Annotated in this window: 16 protein-coding genes, 2 tRNA genes and 1 pseudogene; 11 read left to right on the top strand and 8 right to left on the bottom strand. The window is 47.6% G+C overall.

The window, feature by feature from the left end; all coding sequences use genetic code 11:
• Window positions 1-55: 55 nt before the first annotated feature.
• The 3 genes from DWZ56_RS09830 to DWZ56_RS09820 all read right to left on the bottom strand — a co-directional run bounded on the left by DWZ56_RS09830 (window position 56) and on the right by DWZ56_RS09820 (window position 2,663).
• Window positions 56-1,408, bottom strand: coding sequence for an MATE family efflux transporter (locus DWZ56_RS09830; RefSeq protein WP_118556474.1), 1,353 nt, complete (start codon window positions 1,406-1,408; stop codon window positions 56-58).
• A gap of 98 nt (window positions 1,409-1,506) precedes the next feature.
• Window positions 1,507-1,591: transfer RNA gene (locus tag DWZ56_RS09825), tRNA-Leu, on the bottom strand.
• A gap of 208 nt (window positions 1,592-1,799) precedes the next feature.
• On the bottom strand, window positions 1,800-2,663 hold the full coding sequence (locus tag DWZ56_RS09820; protein WP_158584520.1) for an AraC family transcriptional regulator: 864 nt from the start codon (window positions 2,661-2,663) through the stop codon (window positions 1,800-1,802).
• 167 nt (window positions 2,664-2,830) lie between these two features.
• Between DWZ56_RS09820 and DWZ56_RS09815 the strand changes: the two genes are divergently transcribed.
• Both DWZ56_RS09815 and DWZ56_RS09810 read left to right on the top strand, forming a co-directional pair.
• A complete protein-coding gene (locus DWZ56_RS09815) occupies window positions 2,831-3,667 on the top strand; it encodes a sugar phosphate isomerase/epimerase family protein (RefSeq protein WP_118556472.1) in 837 nt (278 codons plus the stop codon).
• Between the two features lie 4 nt (window positions 3,668-3,671).
• Window positions 3,672-4,613 carry a Gfo/Idh/MocA family protein gene (locus tag DWZ56_RS09810; protein ID WP_158584519.1) on the top strand — a complete coding sequence of 314 codons (942 nt, stop codon included), beginning with the start codon at window positions 3,672-3,674 and terminating at the stop codon, window positions 4,611-4,613.
• A 115-nt stretch (window positions 4,614-4,728) separates the two neighbouring features.
• On the opposite strand, the gene DWZ56_RS09805 is transcribed toward DWZ56_RS09810, so the two are convergent.
• Entirely contained in the window at window positions 4,729-5,535 is an 807-nt protein-coding gene (locus tag DWZ56_RS09805; protein WP_118556470.1) for a MerR family transcriptional regulator, read from the bottom strand.
• A gap of 337 nt (window positions 5,536-5,872) precedes the next feature.
• On the opposite strand from DWZ56_RS09805, the pseudogene DWZ56_RS09800 reads away from it, so the two are divergent.
• Window positions 5,873-6,007, top strand: a pseudogene (locus DWZ56_RS09800) (cold-shock protein); the annotation flags it as partial.
• Window positions 6,008-6,078: 71 nt separating this feature from the next.
• On the opposite strand, the gene DWZ56_RS09795 reads toward DWZ56_RS09800, so the two are convergent.
• The 3 genes from DWZ56_RS09795 to DWZ56_RS09785 form a co-directional block, all read right to left on the bottom strand.
• A complete protein-coding gene (locus DWZ56_RS09795) occupies window positions 6,079-7,554 on the bottom strand; it encodes an alpha-L-fucosidase (protein WP_118556468.1) in 1,476 nt (491 codons plus the stop codon).
• A gap of 104 nt (window positions 7,555-7,658) precedes the next feature.
• Window positions 7,659-8,669, bottom strand: a complete 1,011-nt coding sequence (locus tag DWZ56_RS09790) for an aldo/keto reductase (RefSeq protein WP_118556659.1) — start codon at window positions 8,667-8,669, stop codon at window positions 7,659-7,661.
• An 81-nt stretch (window positions 8,670-8,750) separates the two neighbouring features.
• Entirely contained in the window at window positions 8,751-9,800 is a 1,050-nt protein-coding gene (locus DWZ56_RS09785) for a zinc-dependent alcohol dehydrogenase family protein (RefSeq protein ID WP_118556658.1), read from the bottom strand.
• A gap of 341 nt (window positions 9,801-10,141) precedes the next feature.
• Between DWZ56_RS09785 and DWZ56_RS09780 the strand changes: the two genes are divergently transcribed.
• Window positions 10,142-11,047 carry an AraC family transcriptional regulator gene (locus tag DWZ56_RS09780; RefSeq protein WP_118556467.1) on the top strand — a complete coding sequence of 302 codons (906 nt, stop codon included), beginning with the start codon at window positions 10,142-10,144 and terminating at the stop codon, window positions 11,045-11,047.
• A gap of 264 nt (window positions 11,048-11,311) precedes the next feature.
• Window positions 11,312-11,396: transfer RNA gene (locus DWZ56_RS09775), tRNA-Leu, on the top strand.
• Window positions 11,397-11,746: 350 nt separating this feature from the next.
• Here the strand turns inward: DWZ56_RS09775 and DWZ56_RS09770 are convergent.
• On the bottom strand, window positions 11,747-12,040 hold the full coding sequence (locus tag DWZ56_RS09770; RefSeq protein ID WP_118556466.1) for a helix-turn-helix domain-containing protein: 294 nt from the start codon (window positions 12,038-12,040) through the stop codon (window positions 11,747-11,749).
• 89 nt (window positions 12,041-12,129) lie between these two features.
• On the opposite strand from DWZ56_RS09770, the gene DWZ56_RS09765 reads away from it, so the two are divergent.
• From DWZ56_RS09765 to DWZ56_RS09740, 6 genes are read left to right on the top strand one after another with little or no spacing between them, the layout of a single operon-like run.
• Window positions 12,130-12,681: a TetR/AcrR family transcriptional regulator gene (locus DWZ56_RS09765; protein WP_118556465.1), complete on the top strand. Its 552-nt coding sequence runs from the start codon at window positions 12,130-12,132 to the stop codon at window positions 12,679-12,681.
• Complete coding sequence (locus DWZ56_RS09760) at window positions 12,671-12,955, top strand: hypothetical protein (RefSeq protein ID WP_118556464.1); 285 nt, start codon at window positions 12,671-12,673, stop codon at window positions 12,953-12,955. Before DWZ56_RS09765 ends, DWZ56_RS09760 begins: the two co-directional genes overlap by 11 nt.
• Complete coding sequence (locus DWZ56_RS09755; protein ID WP_158584518.1) at window positions 12,942-14,162, top strand: hypothetical protein; 1,221 nt, start codon at window positions 12,942-12,944, stop codon at window positions 14,160-14,162. The genes DWZ56_RS09760 and DWZ56_RS09755 overlap by 14 nt, the downstream gene beginning before the upstream one ends.
• A 21-nt stretch (window positions 14,163-14,183) precedes the next feature.
• On the top strand, window positions 14,184-14,342 hold the full coding sequence (locus DWZ56_RS09750) for a cysteine-rich KTR domain-containing protein (protein ID WP_118556462.1): 159 nt from the start codon (window positions 14,184-14,186) through the stop codon (window positions 14,340-14,342).
• 34 nt (window positions 14,343-14,376) lie between these two features.
• Window positions 14,377-14,931, top strand: a complete 555-nt coding sequence (locus tag DWZ56_RS09745) for a GNAT family N-acetyltransferase (RefSeq protein WP_118556461.1) — start codon at window positions 14,377-14,379, stop codon at window positions 14,929-14,931.
• 45 nt (window positions 14,932-14,976) lie between these two features.
• Window positions 14,977-15,831, top strand: coding sequence for a transglutaminase domain-containing protein (locus tag DWZ56_RS09740; RefSeq protein ID WP_118556460.1), 855 nt, complete (start codon window positions 14,977-14,979; stop codon window positions 15,829-15,831).
• Window positions 15,832-15,873 lie beyond the last annotated feature (42 nt).

The following is a 15,873-nucleotide window of genomic DNA, read 5'->3' as shown; positions in this document are numbered from 1 at the left end:
CATTATATTCTCTTTTGATGAATATTTCAACGTTATGCCGATTATTGCAGCAGCCTTATTCCCTCGTCAGCTTCCGCACCCAGTTCCCATAATTGGATTTTATAAAAGCCGGCACACATTTAAAGATCTGATCCGCATTCAGGCAGCAGACCACTGCAGCCGGAGATGCCTTTACTACAAACGCCATAATAAACGACAGCGGAATGACGATCCCCCAGATGCTGATCAGATCCATCTTCACCACAAACATGGCGCTGCCGCCGCCGCGGATAATTCCGTTGTTCGTGGGCATCTGATAGGACATGCCGACGATCACAACACTTAGGATCATCAGGAAAGTATCCGCCATCTTTTTGGTTTCCGGCGCCAGATCATAAAGGCTCAAAATAGGAATGCGGATGAAGAACAATACAATTCCGGAAACAATGCCGATGAGCAGAAACATCCTCTGCATCATCCTGGAATAGTGTTTCACCAGATCCAGATCGCCAGTGCCGATTGTTTTTCCTATAATCACAGACGCGGTGGAAGATGCCCCTACCGCCATGGATTTCACCATTAAAAACAGGGTGGACGCCACGCTGTTTGCAGCTATGGCCGCTGCTGTCATATGGCCTAAAATAACGGTCTGCAGCGCTGTGTTGACACCCCAGAGCCCCTGTACGAACAGCATCGGCGCCGTAATCTTAAAATAGTCCCTGGAAAGCTGCTTATCCGTGTGCAGATAGGTGCGGATTCCAAGGTTCAAATGCTTTTCCTTCCTCGCTATGTAGACGATCAGCACCAGCACTTCCAGCATTCTGGCAGCCAGCGTACCGATGGCCGCGCCCGCCGCCCCCAGCTCCGGTGCGCCGAAATGACCGTAGATCAGCACATAATTGATTCCGCAGTTCACACAAAACGTCATAACGGACAGATACAGGGCAATCTTCACCACTTCCACACTTCGGAGCGTAGCCAGCAGTATCTGCGTCACCGCAAAAAAGAAATAGGTAAACCTGATGACGGACAGGTAGCGCATACCTTCGCCTATGATGGCTTCCTCCGTCGTAAACAACTCCATCGCCTGGTGAGGGAAGAAGCTTACCAGCCCGAATAAGAGGACTGCCGCAGTAAGGCCCGCTCTCATGGCAACAGCCGCTATTTTTTTCATCGGTTCCGTCTGCCGCCTGCCCCAGTACTGGCTGCAGAATATGACCAGCCCGTCCCCCAGCGCCATCAGTATCTGCTGATATATGAACTGTATCTGGTTCACCGCCGCCACACCGGAGAGCGCGGTCTCGCTGTACGCCCCCAGCATCATATTATCCGCCAGGTTTACGCTCAAGGTCACCACATTCTGCAGGACCAGCGCAATAAAAATCGTAAAAAAATTCCGATAGAAGGCCGCGTCTGTCTTACGTTTCATAGCTTTATACCTCATCCCCAGTTCCTTAATCTTATGTACCGCACTTAAACCGTTAAAATCAATGAAAAAAGCCCTCCATATAGGAAGGCTGAACAAGATGCAGATGGCGGGACTTGAACCCGCACGGGCGTTATGCCCACATGAACCTGAATCATGCGCGTATGCCAATTCCGCCACATCTGCAAATGCTGCATTTGGCATGCCTATATATTGTAAGCAACACTTTAAAAAATGTCAAGATTTTTCTTGAATTTAATTGCTTGAATTTAATTACATTTTATTTTTATCATATTTTGTTTCAACAATCTTTTTCGATTGTATTGACCCCCTATTTCCACTGCGCCGCAATGATCGAACGGATAGGAAGCATTCAAGAAACGCTCAGGAGTATTCAAATTAAATCAGAAAGGGCCGCCGCCGCATTTTCATCCCGGTATTTTGACGGTGCAGAGCCGAACAGTTCTTTAAACCGCCTGGTAAAATAATTGGGATCTTCGAATCCGCAGGCCAGCGCGACAGATGTTATCTTGGCGTCCTGAGATTTCAGCATAGCGCTGGCCTTTTCCAGCCGCAGGATCCGTATGTACTCCATGGGACTTAGACCCGTGGCCATGCGGAAGCGCCGGCAGAAATATGCTTCATTATAGCCAAAGCGCCGGCCCAGATCTTCGGTGGTGAGCGCTTCGCAGTAATGACCGGCGATGTAATCCAGTATATCCTTAAACCTGTCATCCGCAGGCAGGAAGGAGCGGCTGCTGTCCTGATAGCTGCGGTAGAGCATACCGAGCAGCAGATAAACCAGGCCCGTGATCACCAGGGCGCGCCCTTTCTGCTGCCGGCTGTACTCTCCGTCTATCCGGTCCAGCACATTCTTTATTTCCTCATCGTGTATATGGGATAAAAATCTGTTCTGCAGGCTCTGAAGCGGTTCCAGATACTTCCATGAAGAGGGATTATCGCTTCCCAGCCCTCCCGGACTGAACATAAAGGCCCGGTATTCCACGCCCTTAGCTCCTGCATCGCCGGCGTGCGGGCATTCCGGATTCACAATTACCAGGTCCCCCTCACAGGCCTCAAATCCTTCATCCCCGACCTGCACCTTCAGCGTTCCTCTGTCTATGAGAAGCAGTTCCATGCGTTCATGCCAGTGGGTATGAAATCCCCGCACATGTGCCGGCAGTTTCACCTTCAGCAGTTTTATGACAGAATCCCCGTAAATAACGGGAGTCAGCTCTTTTTGTCCGTCCAGCTTCATATGCAAATCCCCCCTCTTAAAAGTCAAATTTGTGCTGGTAATGATCAAAATCAGCATACCTGCCGAAACGGCCTGACGCTATAATATGGGTATGAGCGGTCTGATCACTCACTACCATGTTATCATGAGATCAACGGATTAACAATCATTTTCAGGAGGTATTTTCTATGAATGTAGGTGTCTGCGTAAACTTTGTCAGCATGGAAACGATGGAGCACAAAGTAAAATTAGTGCGGGAACAGGGCTTTGATACCATACAGCTGCTCTGCTGGGATCCGAGCCTCTGGACGGAAGAAAACGCGGTAACTATGAAACAGATTCTGGAGGAGAACGGCGTGCAGATCTCCGCATTCTGGTGCGGGTGGGAAGGCCCCTGTACCTGGAACTTTTACGAAGGCCAGAAAACGCTGGGCCTGGTTCCCGAAGAGTTCCGCGAAATGCGCATTAAAAATCTGTGTGACGGTTCCGATTTCGCCCATCTGCTGGGCGTGACGGACGTGGTAACCCATATGGGCTTCATACCGGAAAATCCCTATGACCCGAATTTTGAGCCATTCTGCGATGCGGTGCGCACCGTAGCACAGCATCTGGCGGGGCATAAGCAGTACCTGCTCTTTGAAACGGGGCAGGAGACGCCGGTGACCATGCTGCGCTGCTTTGAAGAGGTGGGCTGCGATAATCTGGGCATCAATCTGGATACGGCCAATCTGATCCTGTACGGCAAGGCAAATCCGGTCGACGCGCTGGATGTGTTCGGCCGGCATGTGCGCAATCTCCACGCCAAAGACGGGCTGTATCCCATAAACGGCCACGATCTGGGCACAGAGGTACGTCTGGGGGACGGCAAAGTGGATTTTCGGGCTCTCTTTCAAAAATTAAAGGAACTCGGTTACGATTCCTATGTCACCATTGAACGGGAAATAGAAGGGGCCGAACAGGCCGCGGATATCCTGTATGCAAAAGAGTACCTGGAGAAAATTATTTCGGAAGTCTATGGAGGATAAAGCCATGTTAAGAGTTGGAGTTTTAGGAGTGGGCGGGATCAGCGGCACACATATTCCCGCATGGAAACGCATTAAGGAGGCAGAGCTTTGTGCGCTCTGCGATATACGCCCCGAGCAGATGGAGGCTTACGTCGGTCTTCCCCACTATACCGATGCGAAGGAAATGCTGGACAAAGAAAATCTGGACATACTGGATATCTGTCTGCCCACTTATCTGCACGCGGAATACGCAGCGTTTGCTATGGAACGCGGCATACATGTGATCTGTGAGAAACCAATTTCCCTGCACAAAAAAGACGCTGCCCGCCTGTATGAGACGGCGGCCAAAAACCGTGTCCGCTTTATGGTCGCCCAGGTGCTGCGTTTCTGGCCGGAATATCTGTATCTGAAAGATGCGTATGACAGCGGGCGCTACGGAAAACTGCTGTCCGGCGTCATGGGACGCCTGGGCACGCGCCCGGGCTGGAGCTGGGATAACTGGATGACGGATGAAAAGCGCAGCGGGCTGGTTCCTTTTGATCTGCATATACATGACGTGGATTTCATGGTTTACGCATTCGGGCGCCCGAACAAATCCACCGCGTTTCGCAGCAAATGCGAAACGCAGGATTATCTGCACGCAGTATATGAATACGATGATTTCTTTATATCTGCGGAAGCTTCCTGGTATGCCTCACCCTATCCCTTCCAGGCTTCCTTCCGCTTCCAGTTTGAGCGTGCGGTAATTGCCAATGAAGCCGGACGCCTCATGGTTTATGAGAAAGACGGAAAGACCTTCCAGGCGGGCGCCGATGAACAGCAGTCCGGAACTATCAATTTGCCGCAGACCGATGGCTACTACAATGAGATCCGCTATTTTACCGATTGTGTGCTGGCAGGCAGGGACGCGGATATTGTAAAGCAGGAAGAGCTTGAGACCGTGCTTGATCTGTTAACCGCATTGTAAGCAGGAAAGGCGCACGGATTTCTTTTACGCGCAGGTTCTGTAAATCAGAGCGAGGGGGCTGGGCTATGCACATTGTGCAGCGGCCCAGTCCCCTCGCTCATTCTGCCAGTCAGTGTCACTCTTTCATTTTTACAGGGAAATAGATTTCCGTCTCCCACTCTTCCACCGGCTGCCGGTCGAACTGTGATTTTAGGTAAACTTCAAAAGGGCTGTCCGTCATCTCATACCCGTTCTGCTCCACCCAGCGCATCAGCGCTCCGTATGCATCAGAAAGGCTGGAATAGCTTCCCTTATGCACTGTCACCGCACAGAGCATCGGCGGCATCACGCGGTCGGCCTTCTCCGTTTCTTTTATGGGAACCGCCACTTCTATGTCGCTGCTTTCAGGGTTGAACTCCTGATCGTGATAGATGCTGATTTCCCTTCCGCTCACAGTAAGATGTTCTCTGGCAATCCTCTCATAGACTTTGCCGAAGTATTTTCCGAAATCTGCCACCGGCATGATTTGTCTGCTGCACAGCAGGCTTCTTTCTTCTGAATTTTTGATCTGTATTTCATAGTTTTCCTGATATCCCATAATATCACCTGTCCTTTCAAAATTCCGGATATGGCTCTCCATCTCCCGGATCACCTGGAAAGTCAGATCCAGTTGTGTTTTTATGGCTCTTTTCTGTTTCTCCAGCTTTGCAAAGAGGACTTCCTTTTCGCTGCAGCAGAGTATCTCCCTGATCTCCGACAGCGAAAAGCCATAGCGTTTCAGCCTCTGGATCAGCAGCATTGTGGGGATCTGCTCCCTGTCATAATACCGGTATCCACTCTCTTCCTCTACGCGGCAGGGCTTCATCAGCCCGATCCTGTCATAGTGGTGCAGCGTCTTTATGCTGACCTGGCATACCTTGGAAAACTGTCCGATGCTTAGCATATCTGCCTCCTTATACGCGGCGGGAAGGAATTCTGTCGCAAGATCGACCAGCCGCAAGCGGAGAATCCCGCAAGCGGGATCCTTTGATTTCTGCCCGAATATTCAGCCGATGTGCTGTACCGTGGTTATTTCATACCACTCCTGCACATAGCTGCCGGCGGGTTTTGGTAACTGTGATTCGAATCTGGGATAAGTATACAACCTGACCTTAGAGGAGAGTCAAGCAGTTTTTTCGCAACTGATTCACGGCTGTCATAAACGCCCCGCTATACGCTGCTTGATCGGCAGCCGTGAATAGTAACACTTTTTTATCAGGAACTTAAAATAAACCTTGGCAGGCGAGGATGTATTCGTTCATTTCTCCGGCATTGCAGCTGATGGCTTTAAATCTCTGGACGATGGCCAGAGTGTAGTTTTCGATACAATTCAGGGCAATCGCGGACTTCAGGCAGTCAATGTTTGTCTTGCTTAATCATCGGGAAACCCATTAAAAACTGCCAGGCGGACTGCCTGGCAGTTTTTATATATGTATTTGTCTGAATTTTAATCTATTCTGATCTTAAATACCACCGGGAGATCTCCCCCCGCTTCCGCGCGGATCTTCAAGCCTTCCTGATCCCTCTCCCAGCATGGCGCCTGTGCCTGCCCAAGCACCTGTACCTCCCGGATGATTCCGTGAAAATTGGCCATCCTGGAAGCATCCTGCTCTGCCAGGGACTTAATACAGTAGGAGCCGTCGGCGCTTCCCTTAAGCGCGGTGGCATAGAGAATGCCATGTGCTGTGGTGAAGCGGAAGTCCTCACTGATGAAATTCTTTTTAACTCCGTCAGAAAACTGTCCTTCCACAATCTTTGTGGGACCTTCCCCATAAGTTCTCCATACATCCGTACCATTGATGGCCTCTTTGTTTACCTCAAGCCATCTGCCAATCGTCAGAAGTACCTCCCGGTCCTCTTTTGTGAATGTGCCATCCGCTTTCGGTCCGACATTAAGAAGCAGCCGGCCGTTTTTGCTGACAATGTCCACCAGATCACGGAGGATGTCCGCCGCCGGGCGGAAATCATTATTCTCCGTATAGCACCAGGAATTGAGTGCGATCGCCGTATCGGTCTGCCAGATATAGGGCTTTACATCGGCAAACTGCCCCCGCTCCACATCCGGAACCGCGGTGCCGAATAAGAAGGCGTCATGCTTATAGTTGATGACCACCTCTTCCCCCCACTCGGCAGCACGGTTATAATAGTAGGCAGCCAGCTTTTTCAGGTATGGCTTCGCGCTGCTGTGCTGTATCCACCAGTCGAAATAGAGGATCCTCGGATGATAGCGGTCTATGATCTCACAGGTACGGACCAGCCAGTCCGAAAGGAATTCCTCTGTAGGGACCGGCGTGCTAAAAAGATCGTGGTGATCCGCCGGCTCCGGCATGGAGGGCCAGTACAGATCGCCGCGCTTAAGAGGTTCTTTTATATCGCTGTCAAAATGCTTCCCATGGCCCATAAAGAACCAATGCTCAATCCGGTGGGAAGACGCTCCGTTAATGATTCCTCTCGCCTCACACTCTTTTGTCAGTTCTCCCAGCACATCCCTTTTTGGCCCCATCTCCCACGCGTTAAAATGTGAAATCTCACTACGGTACATCTGGAATCCGTCATGGTGTTCCGCCACCGGCACCACATAGCTTGCGCCGGCTTTCTCAAACAGATCCAGCCACTCCTTTGGATCAAACCTATCCGCAGTAAACATCGGAATGAAATCCTTGTAGCCGAATTTCTTATGCTCCCCATAAGTTTTTATATGATGCTCATAGACCGCATGCCCCTCTATGTACATGTTGCGCGGATACCACTCGCTGGAAAATGCGGGCACGCTGTATACGCCCCAGTGGATAAAGATGCCGAACTTCGCCTTTTGGTACCATCCCGGCACGCGGTACTGCGACAGGGATTCCCAGGTATCCTGAAACGGCCCTGCCTTTATCACTTCTTCGATTGTATCTAAATATGGCTGCATATCATACATAATGTACCCCTTCCTATATACTATATCCCGGCCATATTGCTCTATATAGCCGTATACATCGTCTCATAATATCCGTTGCAATATGCCCCCGCAGCGAAAAATATTCAGCTGCCGGCGATCCTGCCGTCTGTATCCCACAGATCCTCCCAGCCGTTCGCGCCTTCCCACAGGAATACCTGGCCTTTGACCAGCCTGCAGTTTTTGTCGGCCAGGCGTATGCACTCCATCTCTTCATCCGTCAGCGGATCTTCGGTTACCGCTTTCAGATTGCTGATATACTGCGGCTCCTTCACTGAAAAGGGGATCGGTATCACACCTCGCTGCACAGCCCATTTCAGGCAGATGAGAGCCGGATGCACGTTATGACGTTTTGCGATTCTGACGATCTCGGGCATAGCCGTATCCGCCACATCCTCTGCGGTCCTGTCCCGCTCCGGGCGTGAGGGCGAACCCAGCGGGCAATAACCGATCGGCTGTATATGATGCGCCAGCGCATAGTCAAACAGCTCCGGCTGCTGAAAACCAGGATGGCATTCCAGTTCCAGCGCCGCAGGTTTCACATTGCACAGCGGCAGTACAGCTTCCAGTTTGGGGATGGTCATATTGGACATGCCGATATACCTTGTCAGCCCCATTTCCACCAGCTGCTCGCACTGACGCCATACCTGCATGAACTCCTCCGTCCTAAAGGGCCTGGAATCGGGGTTTCTGCTGTCCCCGCTGCAACCAGGCGCATGATAATTGGGGAAGGGCCAATGCACGAGATACAGATCAAAGCTGGAAATCCGCAGATCCTCCAGGCTTTTCCTGCAGGATGCGATCACCTGTCCCTCACCGTGCATGTCGTTCCACACCTTTCCGGTGATGAACAGATCTTCTCTTGCAGCCACTCCGTCTTGAAACAGCCGTTCCAGCACATTGCCGATCCTGTCCTCATTCTGGTATACAGAAGCGCAGTCCAGCATGCGGTATCCGCAGCATACGGCGCCGTATACCGCATCTCCCACCTGTTCTGCCGTGTATTTATCCGAGCCAAAAGTTCCAAGCCCTATAGCCGGTATCTCCTCACCGGAAGCCAGCCTGACAGTCGGTATATTCTTTACAGTTTCTTTCATCAGTTCCAGCCTGTTCCTTTCTCTGTCATCAGCCGTCCGACTGATCACCTGTGCACACTTTTGTGTGCTTCCTCTATCCGATTATTCAAATGTAACCGCAACCTTGCCGCACTCCCCGCTGGCCATCAGCGCATATGCCTCCGCCGCCTGTGAAAGTGCAAATTCATGGGTGATGAGTTCTTCCGGATGAATATTCCATCTTACCAGGCGCTCAACCAGCTCTTCCATCCTCCAGAGCGAGGTAACCCAGGAACCGTAGATCGTCTTCTGCCCATGTATGATATCGGGGCTCGGCTGAAAAGTGCAGGTGCCTCCCTCGCCGACAAAGGCGATCTTTCCCCATTCCCTGGTCGCCTGTATAGCCAGATGCCTCGCGCTGTCGTTGGCGCTGGCATCGAAGGCGCGCTCCACCCCCCGGCCTTTCGTGGCATTCATTATATGATCCAGAGCGTCCTCCCCGGGCTTGCATACATAATCCACAAGCCCCAGCTTCTTTGCCAGCTCGATGCGGTAATCCGACATCTCCACGCCGATCAGCTGATTCGCGCCCATGGCCCTGCACAGCATCAGCGCCGCCAGTCCCACAGGGCCCAGGCCGGTCACTAAAACCGCATCATTGCCGCACACGCCCACCTTCTCGATCGCTTCGTACACTGTGCCGAACCCACATGCGACCTGAGCGCCGTCCTTGTAAGTCAGTTCATCCGGCAGGGCAATCAGATCCTTCTCCTCACACAGTATGTATGGGGCCATGCCGCCGTCTCTCTGCCATCCGTAAGCCTGGCGGAACTCACTTTTACAGGATATATAGTAGCCTCTCCGGCAGTCGTTGCATACGCCGCAGCCGGAAATGTGATATACGATCACGCGGTCGCCCTTCTTAAAGCGCTTCAGGCCTTCCCCCTCCTCCACAATAATTCCACAGGGTTCATGGCCGGCGATGGTTCCCGGAATATAGCCTTCCGGCCCTTTGCCCACATGTTTCCTGTAGATGCAGCGGATATCGCTCCCGCAGATCGTCGTCGCCTTTGTCTGAACCAGCACCTGTCCATGGCCCGGCTTCGGTATGTCAAATTCCTTCAGCTCCACAGTGCTGTTGCCCGGTAAAATTGCTCCCATCATTTTTCCCATATTAATCTCCGTTTCTGCACATCTGGTGCACCAGTGCACGACCAAAATTGATTTCACATACATCATAGTCAGAAACAGCTTAAATTCCAAGTGCCAAACCTGCCGTTTTCATCGCATGGCTGTCGCCTTTTCGCATATTCGTCTCATCATAGGCCGGCAGCAATTTTCCGCAGCAATTTCAGCTTGTCAACAGCATGGACCGTAGGTTAATATATAAGCGAGAAGAGGAGGCGCACGGATGCGCGCGCAGGTCATCAACCTTCGGTTGGTGACATTATAGGAAGCGCGCTGATGCGCGCACAGGTCATCAACCTTCGGTTGGTGACATTGGAGGGACGGATATGAAATACAGCGGTTTAAATTATACGTTTCAAATGGAAAATATGCCTTTTCATGTTCCTATGGCCGCGTTGGAGAGATTCGAACGTTTTATCCCCAGCCACTCCCACGGGAAAGGCTGTTATGAGATCCACTACATCATCTCCGGAAAGGGGACCGCCGTCATCGACGGCAGGACCTATGCCATTGACAGAAATACGCTGTATGTCACAGGCCCTTATGTGCTTCATGAGCAGATCACCTGCCGCGAGGATCCGATGGTGGAATACTGCATCTATCTGCGGATGACCCAGGACGGCATCAGAGCTTCAGCCTCCGGCTCCATCCTGCCCATCTTTCAGGAACACCCCTTCTGGTTCGGCCATGATTCCCAGAATATCCGCCCTGTCCTTCAGATGATTTTCTATGAAATGGAGTATAAAAACATCGGCCACCATGCGCAGCTGTCAGCGCTGTTTCAGCAGCTGATCATCTGCCTGGTGCGCAATTACACGGGCAATCCGCCGATCCGCCTGGATACCGGCGCAGGTTTAAACGTCCAGACGTCCCTTCTGTCCATTGAAGAGGCTTTCCTGTATGACTATAAGGATATCACCCTGGAAAAGCTCGCAGCCCGCATCAATGTCAGCCCCCGCCAGGCAGAACGGCTGATGCGCCAGTACTATAACAGCACCTTTCAGAAAAAGCGCACCGAAGCCCGCATGTCCGCCGCCACTGTGATGCTGAAATCCGGCACACTCTCCATCGCCCGCATAGCCGAAGAAACCGGATATTCTTCCTCCGAACACTTCGCCCACACGTTTCGGCAGTATTTCGGAGTCAGCGCCGGAGAATACCGGAAAAGCAGCAAAAAAAACAGTGACACATACAGGGATGAAGCATCCGGTTACTATTCACAGTTGCCGTAAACGTCCCGCGGATGACAGGGCAGAGTATGGTCCTCATTGGGACACGCTCTCGCTCCGTGAAGCGCGCAGCGGTTCTAACGCTGCAAACTACGCAGCGAAAGAACCGGCGGGCTTTGCGGGATCCCTATGAGGACCATACTCTGCCCTGTCATCCGCTGCTTTATCGGCAGACGTGATCAGTAACCATCCGATAAATTCAATGAAAATTTCTCTTGACATTTGCCGCTTTTTTTCGTACAATTATGGACGTGCCAAATGAAACAGGCAGATGTGGCGGAATTGGCATACGCGCATGATTCAGGTTCATGTGGGCATAACGCCCGTGCGGGTTCAAGTCCCGCCATCTGCACTAGGTATAAGAAGCGGAAAACCCTTTGTTCAATAGGGTTTTCTGTTTTTTTATGCAAAAACGACTTCATTTTTTTGTATATCTTTGATTACCGGTTTTGCACTGGTTAAGCGTAAGATATTTCCTGTGGATAGAGCGGTTTTCGTACTATACCTTGTAGCACCGCTGAAGATTTGTTCCAATCAAAATCACTGTGATCTGCCATTGAAATTGATGAATACTGTCTGTCATAGATAATCTTTGAAGGATATTCAATTATTCTCTCATTCTCTCCGTTTTCAATAAGGCTCTTTTTTACAATGTTCGAACCAACCCCGATGCCGCCTACTCCCGCAGTAAAAATATAGTGTTCATGCGACTTTGCAGTAAGCAAAATTCATATCGGCAAGCAGACTGTCGAGCTGCCGCCGCCCGGTAGATTTTTCTGTTTCCTCATTTGGGAAAAAGAACTGGTTTACCGACACATCTAAAAAGGTGACAAGCTCATAAAAAATTTGTAGGCTTGGGTGCTGCCCGCTGTTCTCAATGGACGCGATATAGCGCGGCGCAATGTTCAGCCTGTCCGCTAACTGGTTGCGCGAGATACCCTTTGCCTTTCTTGCTTCTTTTATGGCTTGCCCGAAAGCCTTAAAATCATACTTCACTTTGTCCTGCTACGGAGGAATTGACAAACATCTTTTCGCAGCATATAATAACATTGATATATATCTTAGTTATTAAAAGGGAGGACGTTATGCCACCAAAAGTTAAGATACCCCGAGAAGCTATTATTGAAAAAGCATTTGAGTTAACAAAAGTATATGGTTTTGAAAAAGTAACCGCACGTTTGCTTGCCAGTGAATTAAAATGCTCTACTCAACCAGTGTTTCATGCTTTTCATAATATGGAAGAACTAAAGGAAGAAGTTTACAAAAAAGCGCAAAAACTATTTGAAGAAACCATGCTACAAAAGCCTTTTGATACAGAAACCCCCTATTTTGTAAACATGGGATTAAAGTATGTGGAACTGGCTCAAAATGAAAAAAATCTGTTCCATCTTCTATGTATGTCAGATAGCGGAACAAGACTTGAAAGCCTTTACGATTTGGCTAAGCACGTTCCTATTCCGATTGAACCGGAAGTGTTTGTGAAAACATGGATATTTGCGCATGGTATAGCAACGATTGTTTCTACGAACACAACGAACATTGCGCCCGAAGAAATAAGGCAGTTACTTATTGAAGCATGTACCAGTTTCAAATTATATCACAATGAAAACAGGGGAGGTTCGGCAAATGAAACATAAGAATATGAACTATAATAACCGCTACAAATATAAGCTGAATATGCTTGAACCAGGGCTTACCATGATGAAACTCATCGGCGTATTATTTGTAATCAGTATTTTATTATGGGCGGCAAGGTGGTATTGGCTTTCTTCAATTACTTTGTTTTTGACAGGAGCCGTATTTGCTGTTTTGTTAATCTTGTTAGCCATTGAAGCACATCAGGACAAGGTGTTGAATGATATTGCTATGCGGGAAAATAATGAATTGGAGAAAAAATATGAAATCGGTTAAAAATTATGTGTATACAGAACGTGCGCATTTTATGTGTCCTAATATGCACTTTGGGATTATGGCAAAAATAGAAAACAATTATGATGAAGGGCAGCTAAAACAAAGCATAGACACTCTTCAAAAAGCGCACCCGTTTCTGCAAAGTTTAATTGCAGCGGAAACGGACACTGGCAGATTTTATTATCAAATACAGGATTATTTGAATATTCCTGTAATGGTAAAAGAAGACGCTTTTTTGTGGCAACAGGATTATGAGGAAATATCTGTCCGTGGGTGGAATGTCATGAATGAATGTCTGCTAAAAGTAGTGGTTTATCCAAAGAAAAATGAATTTCAAATACTTTTTATCGCCCACCATCTTTTGTGTGACGGTAGAGGGCTTCTACAACTGGCAGAAGAATTTGCAGAGCATTATGCTAACGGAGTAATACCGCAATTTGCCCCGGAACGCTTAATTCAATGCTTAAACGATCTTCCCTCAAACAGCGATTTACCTCTTATCAGTAAATTGATAATAGGCGACGCAAATAGAAGATGGAAAAAAGAGGGGCAGCAAGTTATGTATGAGGAATATAGCGCATTTGAAAAAGCCTATATTCAAAAACACAAAATGAAACGGGAAATCTTCACCGTTTGTAATCAGGAGTTAGAAGAAATACTAATTTTATGCAAACAAAAGAGTGTTACTGTAAACGACTGGCTGATTGCAAAGATGATGTTGGAAGAGAATACAAATAAGGTGGTTATTGCAGCCGATATTCGTAATCAGGCAAAATGTTACAAACAGGGAGCAATGGGGAATTATTCGACTGCTTTTAGCGTTTCCGTGAAAAAGAACGAGGAAAATGTTATTACCCTTGCAAAGCGCGTAGCGTCACAAGTCATAAACATATGTCAACACCCACAGAAAGAAATGCTTGTGCTTGCCTGTTATATACATATGCTGCCAGAGTTGATTGACGCTGTTACAATATCTACATTGGGAGATTTCGGAAGTAAAGTAGGAACATTCATAGGAAGAAATATGTTTGGATATGGTTCTCAAAATGGTTATAGCATTACCAACTTAGGGAAAATTGAAAGTAATATAATTGCAGAAGCTGTTTTTATACCACCCGCTTCACCTGCCAACAAAAAAACTTGGGGTGTTCTAACGGTGAATAGCCATATGAAAATATGCGTATCAAATTTAATTGCAGAAAGGTAATATTCTAAGGCAGGAAATATAATGGGTACGCTGCCCTGTTGTGGCAATAAAACAAGGTTACAGATACGGGCAGATACAGAACTGAAAAACTTCCCGCTTTACTGTCCTAAATGCAGACAGGAGAGTTTGATTGACGTAAAGGATTTACAGGTAACAGTGATTAAACGCGAAGTTGATTAGCAAAGCGGCAAATTAGAATTTATGGAGGTATCTTATGCATTATATAGAAATAGAATCTGAGCGTTTGCTTTTTCGTAAATATGAAAACAGAGATTTCCCGGTTTTTTATGATATACTCAGTAATCTCGAAAATATGAAATATCGTTCAAGTGAACCTAAAAATGAAGATGATGTTAGAAAGTATCTTCAATGGGGAATACAATGTGCTGAACAAAATCCTTGTATCAATTATAGATATGCGGTAGTTTTGAAGCATACAGGAGAAACTATTGGGTCTTGTGAACTTGCTTTTACTAATAAGGATCCTGCAGAATTGGCGTGGGAATTACATAGAAATTATTGGCGAAAAGGTTATGGAACGGAGATAGGAAAGACATTACTTAAGTTAGGATTTGAAACGCTAGGGTTAAGAAGAATTATTGCAGACTGTAATACTTTAAATATGGGTTCCTATGGAATTATGGAAAAAATAGGGATGCGACGAGAGGCACATTATGTAAAAAATTATAGAGGTAATAGTGCTTTGAATTATGAGTGGTGCGATAAATATCAGTATGCAATATTAAGAGAAGAATGGAATGTAAACTAGAATTTGTAGCGAAGAAAATTTATATAATGTGCAGGGAGATAGATTATGTTGAATGAATTGGAGTATTACAGCACCGCCGGTAAACTTACTAATCTTGCTGGTTATATGGAAACGATTGATGAACTGACTGATAACCCCGAATTTATATGCCAAATTGTTCAAGGGTTAATGATACATGGTGGTTGGATAAAGGTTTATAATATCGAACAAAAGCATCGGAGCTTAAGTAATAGTCTGTATATGTCAGATTTACTTGGTGAAATTATTAATGCAGATCAACGATCATTAACAATTCCTCGCCTACCGGAAAATAGAGTAATTGGTGATTGTTGTCGTTTTTCTACTCTATCATGTGCAATTCTACGGGCAAAAGGAATACCGGCAAGAAGCCGTTGCGGATTTTCTGTCTACTTAGGCTGGAAAGGTTCTTTAGAAGACCACTGGATAGTAGAGTATTGGAATGGAGAAAGATGGGTTATGAATGATCCTCAGATAGATCCATTTCAATTAAGCAAACTGAATACATGGGGCTATAATCAACTATCTATTCAAGCCGAATTACATGTACCCAATCCCCACGATTTAACCGATCAAGACTTTATTACTGCCGGGAAAGCGTGGCAAATGTGTCGTGAGGGTACTATATCTCCTAATATATGTGGCATTGACGATTTACACGGATTGTGGTTTGTTAGAGGGCAGTTGCTACGCGATTTTGCCGCACTAAATAAAATTGAAATAGTACCGTATTTAAGTGGAATAGAAATGAGCTTCGATTGGTCTATATGGGAATTAATGAGCAAGTCTGACGATGAATTAAGCAAAAATGAATTTGAATTGTTGGATACAATCGCAGCTCTTACCTTAAATATAAATAAAAATTTATCTGCGGGAGTGTAAAATAAAGTGTGTAAGTTACCGGTAACCAAACTTACGCACTTT

This window comes from Lachnotalea sp. AF33-28 (assembly GCF_003477885.1).
Lineage (GTDB): Bacteria > Bacillota > Clostridia > Lachnospirales > Lachnospiraceae > AF33-28.
This window is presented reverse-complemented; position numbering and strand designations above follow the sequence as displayed.

Excerpts from the sequence above, each read along its gene's own strand:
- DWZ56_RS09830 (WP_118556474.1), bottom strand. The coding sequence starts at position 1,408 with ATGAAACGTAAGACAGACGCGGCCTTCTATCGGAATTTTTTTACGATT.
- DWZ56_RS09820 (WP_158584520.1), bottom strand. The coding sequence starts at position 2,663 with ATGAAGCTGGACGGACAAAAAGAGCTGACTCCCGTTATTTACGGGGAT.
- DWZ56_RS09815 (WP_118556472.1), top strand. The coding sequence starts at position 2,831 with ATGAATGTAGGTGTCTGCGTAAACTTTGTCAGCATGGAAACGATGGAG.
- DWZ56_RS09810 (WP_158584519.1), top strand. The coding sequence starts at position 3,672 with ATGTTAAGAGTTGGAGTTTTAGGAGTGGGCGGGATCAGCGGCACACAT.
- DWZ56_RS09805 (WP_118556470.1), bottom strand. The coding sequence starts at position 5,535 with ATGCTAAGCATCGGACAGTTTTCCAAGGTATGCCAGGTCAGCATAAAG.
- DWZ56_RS09795 (WP_118556468.1), bottom strand. The coding sequence starts at position 7,554 with ATGTATGATATGCAGCCATATTTAGATACAATCGAAGAAGTGATAAAG.
- DWZ56_RS09790 (WP_118556659.1), bottom strand. The coding sequence starts at position 8,669 with ATGAAAGAAACTGTAAAGAATATACCGACTGTCAGGCTGGCTTCCGGT.
- DWZ56_RS09785 (WP_118556658.1), bottom strand. The coding sequence starts at position 9,800 with ATGGGAAAAATGATGGGAGCAATTTTACCGGGCAACAGCACTGTGGAG.
- DWZ56_RS09780 (WP_118556467.1), top strand. The coding sequence starts at position 10,142 with ATGAAATACAGCGGTTTAAATTATACGTTTCAAATGGAAAATATGCCT.
- DWZ56_RS09765 (WP_118556465.1), top strand. The coding sequence starts at position 12,130 with ATGCCACCAAAAGTTAAGATACCCCGAGAAGCTATTATTGAAAAAGCA.
- DWZ56_RS09760 (WP_118556464.1), top strand. The coding sequence starts at position 12,671 with ATGAAACATAAGAATATGAACTATAATAACCGCTACAAATATAAGCTG.
- DWZ56_RS09755 (WP_158584518.1), top strand. The coding sequence starts at position 12,942 with ATGAAATCGGTTAAAAATTATGTGTATACAGAACGTGCGCATTTTATG.
- DWZ56_RS09750 (WP_118556462.1), top strand. The coding sequence starts at position 14,184 with ATGGGTACGCTGCCCTGTTGTGGCAATAAAACAAGGTTACAGATACGG.
- DWZ56_RS09745 (WP_118556461.1), top strand. The coding sequence starts at position 14,377 with ATGCATTATATAGAAATAGAATCTGAGCGTTTGCTTTTTCGTAAATAT.
- DWZ56_RS09740 (WP_118556460.1), top strand. The coding sequence starts at position 14,977 with ATGTTGAATGAATTGGAGTATTACAGCACCGCCGGTAAACTTACTAAT.